The 15541-nt window shown below is 33.7% G+C and carries 10 protein-coding genes; 3 read left to right on the top strand and 7 right to left on the bottom strand.

Annotation, left to right across the window (positions count from 1 at the left end):
* Window positions 1-575 precede the first annotated feature (575 nt).
* Window positions 576-1727 carry an ATP-binding protein gene (locus tag PL77_RS08415; RefSeq protein WP_052444266.1) on the top strand — a complete coding sequence of 384 codons (1152 nt, stop codon included), beginning with the start codon at window positions 576-578 and terminating at the stop codon, window positions 1725-1727.
* The gene (locus PL77_RS08410) at window positions 1724-2155 is read left to right on the top strand and encodes a response regulator (RefSeq protein WP_044203768.1); all 432 of its coding nucleotides are present in this window, start codon (window positions 1724-1726) and stop codon (window positions 2153-2155) included. The genes PL77_RS08415 and PL77_RS08410 overlap by 4 nt, the downstream gene beginning before the upstream one ends.
* Window positions 2156-2225: 70 nt before the next feature.
* Here PL77_RS08410 and PL77_RS08405 read toward each other — a convergent pair whose 3' ends face one another.
* From PL77_RS08405 to PL77_RS08395, 3 genes are all read right to left on the bottom strand, one after another.
* Entirely contained in the window at window positions 2226-4649 is a 2424-nt protein-coding gene (locus tag PL77_RS08405) for a right-handed parallel beta-helix repeat-containing protein (protein WP_082026453.1), read from the bottom strand.
* Window positions 4650-4949: 300 nt separating this feature from the next.
* Window positions 4950-7043, bottom strand: a complete 2094-nt coding sequence (locus PL77_RS08400) for a TonB-dependent receptor (protein ID WP_044203763.1) — start codon at window positions 7041-7043, stop codon at window positions 4950-4952.
* A gap of 498 nt (window positions 7044-7541) precedes the next feature.
* Entirely contained in the window at window positions 7542-11156 is a 3615-nt protein-coding gene (locus PL77_RS08395) for a glycosyl hydrolase 115 family protein (protein ID WP_044203761.1), read from the bottom strand.
* Between the two features lie 245 nt (window positions 11157-11401).
* Here PL77_RS08395 and PL77_RS08390 point away from each other — a divergent pair, with 245 nt between their 5' ends.
* Complete coding sequence (locus PL77_RS08390) at window positions 11402-12577, top strand: helix-turn-helix domain-containing protein (protein ID WP_044203758.1); 1176 nt, start codon at window positions 11402-11404, stop codon at window positions 12575-12577.
* Window positions 12578-12594: 17 nt separating this feature from the next.
* Here PL77_RS08390 and PL77_RS08385 read toward each other — a convergent pair whose 3' ends face one another.
* The 4 genes from PL77_RS08385 to PL77_RS08370 form a co-directional block, all read right to left on the bottom strand.
* On the bottom strand, window positions 12595-13158 hold the full coding sequence (locus PL77_RS08385; RefSeq protein ID WP_044203756.1) for a hypothetical protein: 564 nt from the start codon (window positions 13156-13158) through the stop codon (window positions 12595-12597).
* Between the two features lie 209 nt (window positions 13159-13367).
* The gene (locus tag PL77_RS08380) at window positions 13368-13862 is read right to left on the bottom strand and encodes a hypothetical protein (RefSeq protein WP_044203753.1); all 495 of its coding nucleotides are present in this window, start codon (window positions 13860-13862) and stop codon (window positions 13368-13370) included.
* A gap of 463 nt (window positions 13863-14325) precedes the next feature.
* Window positions 14326-14784, bottom strand: a complete 459-nt coding sequence (locus tag PL77_RS08375) for a hypothetical protein (protein WP_044203751.1) — start codon at window positions 14782-14784, stop codon at window positions 14326-14328.
* Complete coding sequence (locus PL77_RS08370; protein WP_156152294.1) at window positions 14777-15400, bottom strand: murein L,D-transpeptidase family protein; 624 nt, start codon at window positions 15398-15400, stop codon at window positions 14777-14779. Before PL77_RS08370 ends, PL77_RS08375 begins: the two co-directional genes overlap by 8 nt.
* Window positions 15401-15541: the final 141 nt, after the last annotated feature.

Raw genomic sequence — 15541 nt, 5'->3', positions numbered from 1 at the left:
AAAGAAGCAAAAAATTCAAGGCTTAGAAGTCAAAAGCTAAATTCCATTCCTTGGGCCTATTGAAAGGATAACTCGATCAAAACTTCATCGCTTTGAGATGCTCAAACAGCAAAATCATTTTTAACGGCTCATTCCATGAAATTCTTTACGCTTTTCCCTTCAAGGCCGATTTAGATACTACTTAATGATGGTCTGATTACATGTCAAAAGACAAAGATAACCTTCTAAAATGCAGTGAGTGCTGTAGGGGCGTTGCATTGCAACGTCCTCACGAGCCACAAAACACTACCACTTACCCTTCATAAGGGTAATCATATTAATTAACCATCATTTCGTCTGCAATGCACCAAATCTTGGAACCATTTCATAATACGCTTATTTTAATTTTGGATTATTTGGTGATCCTATTACATCAATTATTACTTTTCTTCAATTTTTCACCACATTTTATTAAATTATAAATGTACTAAATAGAAATGGTACAAAAAGTCTACAACATATATTTCAATTATCCGCTATTTCAATCAACTCAAAAGGTTCCTAATGGAACAAACTACTATTTTACTCATAAACGTATGTCTACTATTAATCCAGAAGGATTCAAAAAGGAATCCTACACCCAAATGTTAGAAGAAAAAGATAAAATTCTTTCATTGATTTACGATACTGTTGGGGATGTAATTTTTGCCTTAAATGTCAATAAGGCAGGAGAATACATTTTTAGTTCGGTCAACCAAACTTTTCTAAACGCTACAGGCTTAAAGCGTGAGCAAGTCATAGGCAAAAATGTCAAAGATGTTATTCCTGAACCTTCTTTAACAGTTGTTTTAGGTCATTATAGAACAGCCATCAAAACTAAATCTAGCGTTAGCTGGGAAGAAATCACACCCTATCCCACCGGAACGAAAATTGGAGAGGTTAGAATTGCTCCCGTCTTTGACAAAAATGAAAAATGTAAAATGCTTATTGGTAGTGTCCATGATATTACTGAAAGTAGGAATTACGCCAAGAAACTAGAAGAGTCAATGGAAAAAATTGCTCAGAAAAACTACGAACTTGAACAAATGGGCTACGTCACTTCACATGACTTAAGTGAGCCATTGAACACCATTCAAAGTTTCTCAATGCTATTGAAAGAAGAAATGAATAACAAGACAGGTGACGAAGCAAAAGCATTTAAATATCTTGATTTCATTTTTTCTGCAACCAACAGAATGAAAACACTCTTAAGAGGAATGTTAAACTATAACATCATTGGAAAAGAGTTAGAACTAAAGGAGGTTGATCTTAATCTACTCGTTGATAGTGTTTTGCAAGATATAGCGGGAACTATCATGAAAGAAAATGCTGAAATTAATGTTTCTACTCTACCATCCATCAAAATCTATGAATCTGAGCTTAAAATTTTATTTCAAAATTTAATTAGCAACGCTATTAAATACAAACACCCCGATAGAGGTGTACAAATTGATATAAAAGTTTCGAACGAGAAAGAAAAAGTAAAGATTGAAATCATTGATAACGGGATCGGAATTGATGAAGTATATTTTGAAAAAATCTTCCACGTTTTTCAACGGCTACATAAACAAAACGAATATGAAGGTTCAGGAATCGGCCTTTCAATTTGTAAGAAAGTAATAGACTTACACGATGGTCAAATTTGGGTAGAAAAAAACACCCCACATGGAAGTAAATTTTGTTTTACACTTAGTAAGAAGTTGGTATGAGTAAGATGTTAGATTGCATAATATGCATTGACGATGATGAGGCTACAAATTATTTTAATGAAACTGTAATTAAGGGAATGAATATCGTCAAAAACCCCTTGTTCTATGAAGATGCAGATATTGCATTAGATTATCTATCAAAACCTGTAGAAGAGCTTAAGATTCCTGATTTAATTTTATTGGATCTTAATATGCCCAAAACAAATGGTTGGGATTTTTTAGATAAATACGTAGCAAATGGTTTCGCTCAAAAATTTAAAGAAACAAAAATTGTAATTTTAACGACATCTATTAATCCTTTAGATAAGATAAAAGCAGATTCTTATGAATGTGTGTCTGAACTTGTCAATAAAATTTTAGATACTGAGAAAGTTCAAGGGATATTAAAAAATCAATTTGGATTTCAATTTGAAAATGCCAATAATTAATTAAAAAAAGAGCAGTATCTCAAAAGCCACCAATTGAAATACTGCTCTTCTCTATTAAAAGTTCAACGTCTTAGTTTTTAATCACTTGCTTTGTAATTGATTTACCTTCACCAATCAATTTTAATAGGTATACTCCATTGCTTTGACTTCTTAAATCAATGCTAGAAATCAATGAAGTAGAAGAAAATTCCTGATCCAAAATAATTTGTCCCATCATATTGTAAACTACCACTCTTGGTTGAAGGGGTACTTTATTCCATTTAATATTAAAAACACCTTTAGAAGGATTAGGATATACCACTACTTGATTTGCTTGTATCTCTTCATTTGACGAAATAATTTCTATTACTTCAAATGAATAAGTATCAGAAGCTAAATAGTTATCATCGCTTGCATCAGGAATTCTAAGATCCACTTCTACTTTATAATCTTCACCCACTTCCCAGTCCGTTACCTGCAGTAGAGTAATCGTTGTTATTCCTTCCCCTGCTGTCACATTTTGTCTTCCTTCAGTAATTTTTGTGCCTGACGGTGAAACTACTTTAGCCACTAACTCATGGTCAGAAGTTGACGAGTAGTTGATTTTAATTTCAATTGCAGCACCCACATCTAGTGTTGATTTTGGGTTTAGAATCTCGATATTATTTTCAGAAGGAATATCTGCAACAGGTACCCAATCAGCTCCTGGCACCCACATTTCGCCACCTCTCTCATAGGCTCCGATATCTGGTGCATCTCCCAGAAAGCCATCAGTAAAACCTGAAATTTCTTTTCCTGCATCGATTAAGGGCGAACCTTCTTTGGGTACAAAATTAAGATTTGCGGCATCCTCAAAAGGATCATTTGCATCAATAATATTTTCAGGCTGAACATCTGTTCCGTACCATGGAGCCTTGTCAGCATAATTATTTATAATTACAACATCATCAAGCGTGAAACCATTTTCCCAACGTCCCATTCCTTCAGAAGCTTTTAAGATGGAATTATTGTAGATATCCAAACCCCAGTTATCCCAGTTGATTTGAATACCCGTCCATGATACATTGTATACTACATTGTTGTAAACCTTATATCCTTTACTGTGATTGTCTAAATAAATGCCAGCCACTTTATAACCTGCATGAGGTGCTGCAGTAGAGTTATGAAACCAGTTATGGTGTATTTCAGTGTTCTTATAATCTGAATTTCCAACAGTATAAAAAACGCCACCATCGGCATTCATCTTCATCACATCAAAAACATTATTGTAAGCAATAACTGCATCTCCACCACTTACATAAATTCCACTTCTACCACTACCTGACACTGTATTATTTTCGATAATTGTTCCAGGACAATTGGAGCGAATAGGCTCTGAATGAATACCAATCGTATTAAAATTTCTTACAATGTTATTTCTAATTGTCGTATTTCTTGAACCTTTCCAAGATGCCAACATCGAAATACCATTAGCAGTGCCATATTCAATCAGATTTCGTTCAATCAAAGTATTTTGTCCCTCTACAGTAATTGCACCTGAACCAATTTGAGCATCTGTATTGTCTAATTCATCTAAAATTGGAATACCATGACGAATCGTCGAATTCCTAATTACATTATTATTTCCACTTGTCAATAAGATTCCTCCAAATGTCTCAATTCCATCCACTACAATATAATTTTTCGTTAAACGAAAAGTGTATTCTCGTGCTCTAAATTCACATTGACCATTGGCAGGGTTTTCACCATTTGGAGCTTTAAAGTATACTTCTTGGTTTGAGGCATCATAATAATACTCTCTTTCAAAATCCAAGGCATCTAAACTATTGAATAAATAAAAGATACCTCTATGTCCGTTTCTCTCAACGGTTGGATTGTGAACTCCAAAAGGCCACTTAGAAATATTTACAGCATTAAATTCAACTTTTGAATTAGAATAGGATTGTATTTTTCTAGTCCAACTTGCGCCAGAGTGTCCCCCTAAATACCACATATAACCTTGGCTCCAATCGAAATTTGGAACTCCATCATATTCAATATGAGACCCCGAACCTCCTTTGATGTATTTGGCATCAGGCGTGTAAGGGTCATTATCTACATTATTAGGCCAACGAGCGATATCCATCATATTACCATCATAGAACAATGCATTGTGCTCCATACCTAACGGCATTGTAATACTTGCTTTATAGATATTGTCCTTTGTCAACGTCCAGGTTTTAATTTCTTCTACTGCGGATACGATTACTTTCTCATCATCAGCCGCTTTAAAAGTAATAGGGTTTCCTGCATTTCCGCTTCTTGATGGGACTACTGTTTCACGATACGTACCTTCATGAATGATAATTACATCACCAGCAACCGCAACGCTCGCTGCCTTCTGTATGGTTAAATAGGGATTGGAAGAGGTTCCATCATTGTTATCATTTCCATCTTTTGCCACATGTATTTCAGTAGCGAATGAGAGTGTGTTAAAACACATCCACAAGAAGAGTGTAAAAATTTGTTTATTCATAGTTCTTTATAAGTAATTTAAATCGGCTACTATTGCCATTCATTTCATCATTCAGGTCATTGATAATCCTGATGCTTATTTATCAGTTTTTATTGTGTATACTTTGGTTTAAAAATAGGTTTTAGAATACCGTGATAAAGGAAGATATTTAAAGTATACAGGGGGTTGTTCAAAATATACCGTTAAAAAGAGGACGATTCTCCCCCTTTCTACCATAAAAAAAAGTAGTAATATTCAAGATATTACTACTCTTCTATTGGGATGGAATTCAACCGTTATTTCATTCTAGATTTTTGGAGTTTACAAATTATAACTCAACTTCATCCAATACGCTCTACCAGGCTTCATCATTTTATGATAATCATAATGTTCTGCATCTAATAAATTTGTCACATCAAATGCAATACCTACCTTAAATGGGAATGTATAGCTGACCCCCACATTAAAGTTATTATTTGTTGGTACCCAAAAATCATCGTCACTACCAATAGCTGTAAAATAGGTAATAGGATAACTATTAACATATTTGTACTGCACATAGGATTGTAAATTAGCTCCTTTTAAAAATACATTTTCCTGATGAAAAGATAATGTTGCACTTGTCATCATGGTTGGCATATTTGGTATTTGTTGTTCATCAAATACTTGTCTATTTGATGACTGATCCTCCTCATTATGAACCAAACTTAGGGAAGAAGTATTTATATTAAAAGATATCATTTTCTTGAAGTTATAATTAAAATCAAGCTCCCAACCTTTTCCAATCATAGCACGATTATTAAAAGGTAATACACCATTAAAATAAGATCTATAATCTATAAGATCTTTTATATTTCGGTGAAAACCCTTTAGACGTAATGCAAATTCATGATCTTCATTGATACTTAAATTATCAAAGCTTAAACCAAGATTAAAATTTGTACTATTTTCTGGTTTCAAGTCAGGGTTTCTCATTAAAATAATGTCACTCCCTAATACTTCACTAGCTAACGGCAACCTCACTGTCTTTTCTATTGAGGTAAGAACTTGCAACCATTTTAATGCTCTAAATGAAGCTGTAAATCCTCCTCCCCAAGAAGTATTATCATAAGCTACTTCTTCTTGTTCATCTGGGTTTCCGCCATAAGGAGCACTAGTTTTTGTATCTGCAGTATATCCATAGTATTTACCAAAAGTGGTGGTTTGTAGGCGTTGATCAAACCAATTACTAGTCCATGATAAACCTATAATTGTTTCGGCAGTATTAGTAGGTTCTCCTGAAATAGTCTCATTTGTTTTGATGAGCCTTGGTGTTGATTTTGTTCCTTGTCTTATAAAGTTTAATTCAAGTAAATGATGATCACTTATCTCATATTGAGTATTAAATCGGGTAATTAAAGTATTATTTTCAAACTCATACCATCCAAGTGGTAACTCACCAGGTATTATCATGTCTGTTTCATAAGCATTTCCATACCAATCGTATCGGTACATAGATGTATCAATTAAAGCGTCCGTATTCATCGAATAGGCCGCATAAATATCTAGAGACAAACCGTCTACAATGAGATTTTCCTTTTTATACTCCAGAGAAGGCATTACAAATTTGTTCTCACTCCTCACTTTTCCAAATGGCATTCTCATATCATTATCATTTGGTAGTCCTTTATCAGACATAGAAGTAGTTAAACCTACAAATAATGCATCTGCCCACTTTTTATTGGTTACTCCAACCTCAACTTTTGCATGTGCTATATTCACATCATTGTTAAACCTCTGAGCAGCATTACCTTTGGTAATTTCTATTATTTTTCCTGTATCCCTATCAATATCGTCCATACCCCATATATAATAGTTATTTTCTGAGGCCGTATAATAAGAAGCCAATTTAGCAGTTAGACCATTTTTTTGATTCACCCATTGCCCTTGAATATGTGCCTGATGTGTATTAAAAGAACCCATAGAATAAGATGCATCGATGAACGAGGTCTTAGACTTTTTTGTAATAATATTGATGGTTCCGCCTAAAGCATCTGTCCCCAAACCAACAGGATTAATGCCTTTGTAAATTTCAATTTTCTCTACAAAAGCTGGATTAAGCGTACTTATTGCCAAACTTCTACCCATATTATTGGTAGGAATACCATCAATACAAAATGCTATAGAATTATCTGATACACCGTTGAGCATGTAAGAAAAATCACCTCCAATGCTACCATCTTCACGAATATGCACTCCTGAAGTTTGGTTTAAGATCCTATTTAAAGACATACTATAAGAATGCCATTTTGTAACATCTACGGTATCATATACTGCATTGGATTGAGTAGATAGTTCTTGGTTTTGATGATTTTGAGAAAATAGATCAACAGTAAAAATGATCAATAAAAATTGAAGGAAGAGTATTTGTTTCATCTTTAATTTTAATAAAAAATTTAGTAGTAATGTTCCAATTATCTCGAATTGTTATTGTTCTTAATTCGATAATTCAGCATTATGGCTTATTGAAGTTTTACAATAGTTTGAAGCACTTAAAATTAATCGTTAGGAATTTCATTTTGAACTAGTTTCTACAGAAAATTTCTTTTTTCGTAAAAAACCAGCAGCAAATTTCCCTTTTCGTACTTTATAAAGTATGACATTATATTTTTTAAGACGAAAATAAGTAATATTGATTTTGTATCAAAAAATAATAGACTACTCGATTTCACAAGAAGTCTATTTTGAATACAATTCATCAATCACATTATAAGTTATAGCTCAATTTCATCCAATACGCCCTACCCGATTCTTATACGGAATTATTAGGTTTAGTTCTTAATCCAGAAGCATAAATGTTTCCTACAAAAAAGTTGGTGCTACCTTCCGAAGAAAGAGCACCAACATTGACATTACCGAAACATTAAATACTCATTAATGTGCCTTTTTAGGTTTAACAATTAAAGCATTAATCATCCATTTTCCTGAGAGGGTTAGTGTAAGTAGTTCTTCATCACTCACTTCTACTTCTACTGTCTTTATTTTTTGTTTTCCGGTATAAACATCTTCATTATCCATGAAGAGTTGGTCATTTATACTAAAGGACATTTTATAGTCAACACCCTTATTGTAGATCATTTCTTCTTTAATTCGAGCATCTCCCATATAAAATGTCACATCATAAGTGCCTTTCTTTAATTTGATATAAAATTTAGCTTCTTTCTTTCCTTTTAAGCCATCTCTTTGCCAAAACGGTATACGTTCAGAGGATTCATTATGTGAAAATCCAACATATTGAGCGTCTTTTTCATCCCACCCTAACTGATTCGTATTTTCATTATAGATATGTCTTTGATTGACAGGGAAGAAACCATGTGCTTCGATCATAGCATACATTGCAAAATTCACACTAATCTCTGTCAATGGATCTGGTTTAGGATAAGGCAATACCTGTGCATATTGAGGTGCTATTTTAGGTGTTGAAACTAAATTCTTTGTATTGTAATCCAAACTACTGTTATAGCTTTCAGAACTACCTATCAATGATCTTTTTTGAATCATTTCAGCTTGTTGATCTGTACAAATTACTATACGGTCAATCCCAATTCCATTATCTACTTGATATACTTTTATGGTATGGTAGCCAGGCTGATCCACTTTTATTTTAAAAGGCATCTTCTCCATTTGCAAAAGTACATTTCTATGCCATGTCAATGTCTCTTTTGTACCATCTGACATAGTTATACTAATCTTTTGCCCTTTGTGTCTTATTCCATTTAAGATCTGAGGTTCGTTATCGTCCAAACCGATGGCTATTTCACATGTCTTGTCCTTTCCTTCATTAAGCGTTGGAATACGGTATAATTGTCCATAGAAAGTTCCAGTACTCGAAAAGTAGACAGAATATTCCAATCGGGCGGCTTTATCCTTTATATCATCAGTGACTTTTTCACCTCCTTTTACAAACATAGAAGAACCTGAAAAACCAAAGTCTTGATACTTCTCCCATGTCCCATTTCCATTTTTTAAGGTTGTATAATTTTCAGCTTCAATAGCCATAAAACCATTCCCTTCAACATAGGTATTTTCCCTTAACTTAAAGTCATACTTAGTGGCTTTGATAGGAAATGAAGTAACCTCTCCATCCTTTCCTATTACTCTCAACTGAGCATGATGAGCTCCTGAGGCTAAATTGTTCCAATCGATACTGACAAAAATACGTTCTTCCACCTCTAATGTGCCTGAACTCTTGGTCAGTTTAATCCAATCCACATCACTTTGGATTTCCCAATTCATCGGTATAAAACCTTTATTAAATACATCAATAAAGCGTTGATTTTTTTCGAAGGATGAAAACCTTAATTCTACATCTTCTGTTCCCGTCACTTGGCCTTCACAAACTGCACCGATTCCTGTTTTGGCTTCCTCAAGAAATCGCTCATCATAAACCAAATTATTTGGAATATTAGCCACATCAAAAACCCTTTCCTTAAAGTTGTACAGTGCATAAGGATCCATTATTCCATTCCATTTCCCTTCTTTCAGTTGCTCATTATAATACTTTAAATCTGCTTGTATATTGGCTTCTGCCTGTTCCGAAAGGAATTTGTAAGCATTGACACTTCCAAATCGTCCTTGCTTGGCATAAGCAATATTTTTTCGATAATATTCAATTTTTTGTAGCATTAAATGGGTCGATCGTATAGGATAATACGCCAAGTGCCAAAAAGGAGCTTTATCTTTTTCATCTAAACGATCATAAATTGATTTTGCTTTCTTTTCCAATTCCCCTGCCCAATGAATTTGTCGCTGAGCCTCGTCTCCAAAATCAAAAGCACTGTAATATTGATATACCCAATTGTTGTTATAAGTCCAATCCCAAAAAGGTGTCATTGCTTCTGGTCTTTTTGATCGACATAGATTATGAAAATCAGTAATTAGATCTGCAACTTCTCCTGCTTCCTTTTTGTCCATCCCAAATTGTTGTTGCGCAGTTTTTTGGAGAAATGATTTTGTGGTGTTTTTAGGATACGATTCAATATCATAGGCCAATTCCATAAAAAATTGTGCTCCTATTTCAGCAGGTTTGATGTCACCTACATTTACAATCCAGAATGCTCTTGCATTCGCATCGTATACTTTTCGTAGTTCTTCTTGCATCAATGGAAGTGAAGTAGTGTACAACCAATCATAGGTCGTTGGGTAGCCTTGGTAAGCGATATGATAATAGATACCATTTCCGCCTTTTCTTTGTTGTTCATGCGGTCTTGGCAATTGTCGAGCATATCCAAAGTTGTCTTCTGTCCAAACCATCATCACATCCTCTGGAATTTTCACCCCTTCGCATTTCTCTTTCCCGTCACGACTTTCTCCATTATATAATTCTCCAGTTTCTTCATAAGGCACAAAAACTTGGGGTACTGCATCTTCTGCCCCGAAAGTCTCCTTGATCATTTGACGTTGACGGTTGATGACCGTTTGCAATAACTTTACTTTATTTTCTAAAGTGGGATTTTCAAGATTTTCATATAAAAAAGGAGAGTCATGCACACCTCTAATACCCAAAGTGTAAATCATATTGTACTCCTTAGATTCCTCTAAACGCTCTTGCCAATAAGCCTCAATTGTTTTTGGATTGACAGTATAATCCCAAACAGGAACTCCCTTGGCATCATACTTATTTGCGTGAGCTTCTGCCCAATCCTGCCACTCATCATAATTGTTCCTCGCCATGTTTTCACAATGGGATGTTCCAACGTAAATACCATATTCTTTCGCATTCATGGGATTGATAGGTTGACCATTTTTATCTTTGGCTTCAAAAAAGTAACTACTCCTTTTCATCATTCCCGGCCATATCGTATTGGCTTTTAAACGTAATAAAAGTTCAAAAACTCTTTGGTATACCTCCGGACTTGGATTGCCATGAAGCTTATCTTTTGATGTATTTTCACTCCATTGTGTAAGTGCTTCCTCATCATTTATAAAAATACCTCTAAACTTTACAGAAGGCTCACGAGGTAATACCAATACATCTTTGAAAATGACTTTCTCTTTCTTATTTGGAGTCACATCACACCACCAATAAAGTGGGGAAACACCAATACGTTCTGATAATTCATAAATACCATATACAGTACCCAAAGCATCACTACCCATCACTACGAAAGCATTCTTTTTACCTTTTGGAAATATGAGAGTTTTTAAGAGAAATGACTCTCTCATTTGCTTCATTTTGGAAGCTTCTTGAAGTTGTTTTTTCTTTTGTAATAGTTGAAGGTTTGTATCCTGTAACGTCCCTATAATAATCACTTGATCTCCTGCATTCTTTAAGGAATGAATGACTTTTGGTTGGAGACCCGTTACCATTTCGACATCATTTTGTAAGTCTTTTACTGCTCGAAGTATTTGAGGTGCTTCATTTTCTGCTACATAAATCTCTGCCACTTTTCCACCTTCAAATAATTGGAAAGTAGTTTGCCCTGTAGAATCGATACTTAACATCATTAGTAACATTACACCAATGAATGTATTTAGTATTTTTGCCATATTTATTACCTTTTTTACATCAAAAAAATTGTCCCGTCAATCATGAAAGCTTATGACCAAAATTATGTTAGGATGGTATACACGAACAATATTTAGAGCAAGAATTACGTTTTTTAACCGTTTAAAATTAAACGTAAATAATTGACTATCATTATTTTAACAATGTTTAGGTATAATAAAATGTACAAGAGCTTAATTTGGTGAATTAGAAATAGTTCTTTATTTTCGAGGTCAAATACAAGCAAATGAAATTGAAAAAAGAGGAATTTACGAGGGAAGAGATACTAACCCAACTTGATAAACTGGAGGCAAACAAAGCATTTTCTAGATCAAAAATTAACTTAAGACTTTTAAAGTTTTTGGTGGAGTCAACTTTGAATGGAGATGACATCAAGGAGGTGACAATAGGTACTGAATTTTTTGGAGTAAACTATGATCCCATAAAATCTGATAATAAGGTAAGGGTTTACATTTATCATTTGCGTAAAAAGCTGGAAGAGTATTACAGCAGTGCCGCTTCACCTGATGAAATTATCTTTAATATCACCAAAGGACAGTACCGCGTAAAATTTGAAAGCTATCAAAAACCTAAAACAGAAAAATCATCAAAAAATAAGGTGTTACTTAGTGCAGGAGGCATATTCCTATTCGGTATTATTCTTTTAATTGGTCTTCAAGAAAAAGCAAGTGATTTCTGGATTACATTAATGCAAAATGAGCTACCCACAACCGTCATTTTTGGGGATTATTTTACGATTGAAGGACCCATTCAAACAGGAAGAAAGGGAATTGTCCGGGATTACGAAATTAATTCCGAAGAAGATCTTCAAACTTTTATTGAGCAAAATCCTGACAAAGATGCTATGACTGACTTTCAAGCTAGTCGTCATCACTATTTTAACTGGGGTGCCCCCTATTGCAGCAAAACAATCACTCAATTTTGGAGTCAATATGAATACCCTTTTGATATTATTCAAGTTTCAGAATGGAGTATCAGTCAGATTGAAAATAAGAACCTTGTCTATTTTGGACAATCAAAATCAATGGGTGTCTTAAAAAAGATTCTGAAGGAAAACTTCCCCCAATATTCTTTTAAAAGTCAACGCTTGAACAGAAGGGATCTTATTACAAATGAAGATGTATTATACAATGATTATGTCACCAAAGAGGGTAAAATAATTGACTATACGGTAGTGGCAAAAATAGAAATGCCTGCGGGTAATGAATTACGATTTTTCCTTTCGGATCAAGACTGTGGAGTTATCAGTACACTGAATTATTTTACAAACTCCGATTCTGTAACAGCATTTTACGAACGTCACCAACTTTCCAAAGAGCATGATTTTTTAGCATTATTCAAAGTGACAGGTTGGGACCGAAAAACTTACGATATGGAGTTTATTTTATTGGATAAGAAATAGATGTAATTTATAACTGATTATCTAATCACACGACTTTTAAATTGGGGAATTCTTTCCATCTCTTGCATCTGTTCTTTTAATACTTCAGACTCTTTTGCATTCGATAAATAAAAATTATATTTCAATCTATCTCCCTCAAGTGTTTTAATTCGTATGGTGTTTTCACATCCTCTAAATTGATGGCTTGCAGAACTTCCCAATTCACCTGCTACTGGCTTATCTCCACCGAATTCTGTCTGTCCGAAATGACCCAAGATTATTATTTTGAAACTTTCCAGTTCGTATAAATTAAAGTGATACTCTTTATCTAGATATTGAATTGAAATATGGTCTTTGGTTATCATCACTTTCCCCAAGAAGAAAACCTTTTTTGTATTTAGAACTCTCAGAATATTTAAAAAAATGAAATAGATAAATGTAAAGGAAAAAAACACTTTATCTTCTGAAAAGAACTCGTCCATTAAATCGATTTTGAAAACAAATAATGCAATCAAAATACCCACAATAAATAATGCTATAAATGAGATGAATAAGAAATTGATCCATCTACTTCTTCTATATGTTACAATATTTAATTTCACTTTAATGAGTTTTTAAAATCAGTCAAAGCTTACATAATTCCCGAAAGGAATGAAGCTTTATGACACAATAATTTGCTTGTTTTGCTTTAAATAGAAACTTTTGAAAAGTTATAAAATTTAGGTTCTTCTGTCTAATTTCTCAACACATATTATAACATCAAGGCTTAATTTGTACTGATTAAAACTAAGCCTTGACCTTTCAATATCAATTAGAATGCCATTGACAATGCAATACCAGTTCCTTTTGACTTAATTTCAAACTCAGGTTTGAACTTGTATTGAGACGTTTTTTCAAGCCTTGGAGCAGAGTCAAAATCAGCGTTGTACAAGTCCACAGCTTTTTTTGCTTTTTTACCGGCACTTGTTGCTATAGGAATAGAGGTCACAATAAGACCAGCACCCACTCCAGCTAATGCCCAAGTAGGTTCTCCTCCACCTACGGCACCGCCTAAGGTCCAACCTACCATAAATCCACCAGCACCACCAAGGATTCCTGCTAGAATATTATTTGACCTTGCTTGCTTCATGAGTGTGTAGGCTTCTTTATTGGACTCCATTGTTTGCACAAGTGCCTTCATTGTAACGTATTCGCCATTTTGAGTGAATTTGTAACCGCCAAATTTTTTCTCGGCTTCAATGCGTTGCGCATGACTAAACGTCAATGCTGTTAAAATAAGAGTAATTGTTAAAAGTAAACTTTTCATTTTTAAGGATTAAGGGGGGCTGTTTTACGCCTTTAAACTTGAAACATTTTAGAGTGCACACTACTCCATTATGAATTTTCAAGTTTTAGTATCTTACAATCTCACTTTTAAGATTATAACTTACACTTGATTTATAACATAGATTTAGATGAATAAAGCGAAGATTGTAGATAGAGCGAAGTTGGTCATGCCCGTTATTTAAAATAGCTTGTTTGATTTAAAAGAGTATTAATATTTAATACTTGAGTACTATGACAAATTTATTGAATGCTAATTCATTTTTTGACTTAGCACTTACCTGAAAAAATTTCAGCCTTTTTCTCCAGTTACACAATCAGTACTACAAATTGTTATTTGCTTTTGTAAAAGAGAGTCTGAATGCTTTTTCGAGAAGCAAATTAAAGATTAAAATCTTATTCTCAAAGACAGAATTTACATCATTTCTAGAAAATCCAATTCGATTTTAGTCCATGCAATCAGGCTCTATTAAAACAAATAGCCAATTATCATTTATCTGTTCTTTTTTACCGCAATTACGAAATTGTTCATAACATTGGAGAACACTTAATGTCTCTTTATCCTCACCAAAAATCAAAATAGAGTAGCTTTCTCTTTGAGAATTTTTATCTCCAAAATAATATACTAAGCCTCTCCCTTGAATCTCTTTCTGAGTCTGAATATTTTGGTAATATTCAATATCAGTAAGATTTACATTTGAGCTCAAATTTTGAATAAGATTCCTGCTGTTCTCTACACGTTCCGAAAGAAGTTCAAGACTTAGCGTGTCTAACAATTGCTCTTGATGGGTAAGTAAAAGAGTATTCAACTGTTTTATCTCTAAGAAATGATTTAGAATTTTTTGCTTATTAGAGCATGAAAAGATGATAATAATGAAAACCGATATCAAGGGTAGTTTATTCATATACTTTATGCCTTCCAGAGCTTAAAAATGCAATCGAAGGTAGAGATTTCGATTTATTAAAAATATCATACCCTTTTTTGAGGTCTTCCCACAATCCAACTTTATCACTACTCCCTTTATATTGATCCATCAATTGTTTATAATTTTCATCAGTAAGCTTTGTTGGGAAGATTGTAACAGGAATGGTTGATTGCCCACTATTTTTAGCTTCAATACAAAAGATATATAATTCTTTAATTTGATCATCCGTTATGGGTAAGCATCCGATTGTCACACAATTTCCGTGAATAAAAATATCACCTCCAAGTCTATTTTTTACACCTAGGATCTCATCTGATCTATTGGGATAATTAATGCCTAATGATAAATAAAAATTGCTGTTGGGATTAAAACGATCAATATGATAATATCCTTCAGGCACTTGTAAATCACCTTGCTGACGTTTGGGGCCTATTTCTCCCGAAGAACTACATACGTCATAAGACTTTATTAAAGTGTATTTTGATTGATGCTTATCCTTCCCCCACAATTCAATGAGACCTTCTTTTTTAAAAGCTCGAATATAAATTTTCAATGAATTCTTATCCAATGTTTTACTTTCAAGAAGTGTAAGCATACTGTTTTCTTTATCCTTGTAGGCCTGCCGAACTCTCGTGTATTTTAACTGACTCTCCTTAAAAGAATCTGACAGAAAATGAGTGAGAGAAAGAATGATGATTAAAAGTGAGGTTTTATATAGTTACCCCATCAAAACGGA

Origin of the sequence: Flammeovirga sp. OC4 (genome assembly GCF_000812565.1) — a bacterium.
GTDB lineage: Bacteria > Bacteroidota > Bacteroidia > Cytophagales > Flammeovirgaceae > Flammeovirga.
The sequence above is the reverse complement of the archived record's forward strand: the minus strand, read 5'-3'. Positions and strand labels throughout refer to the sequence as shown.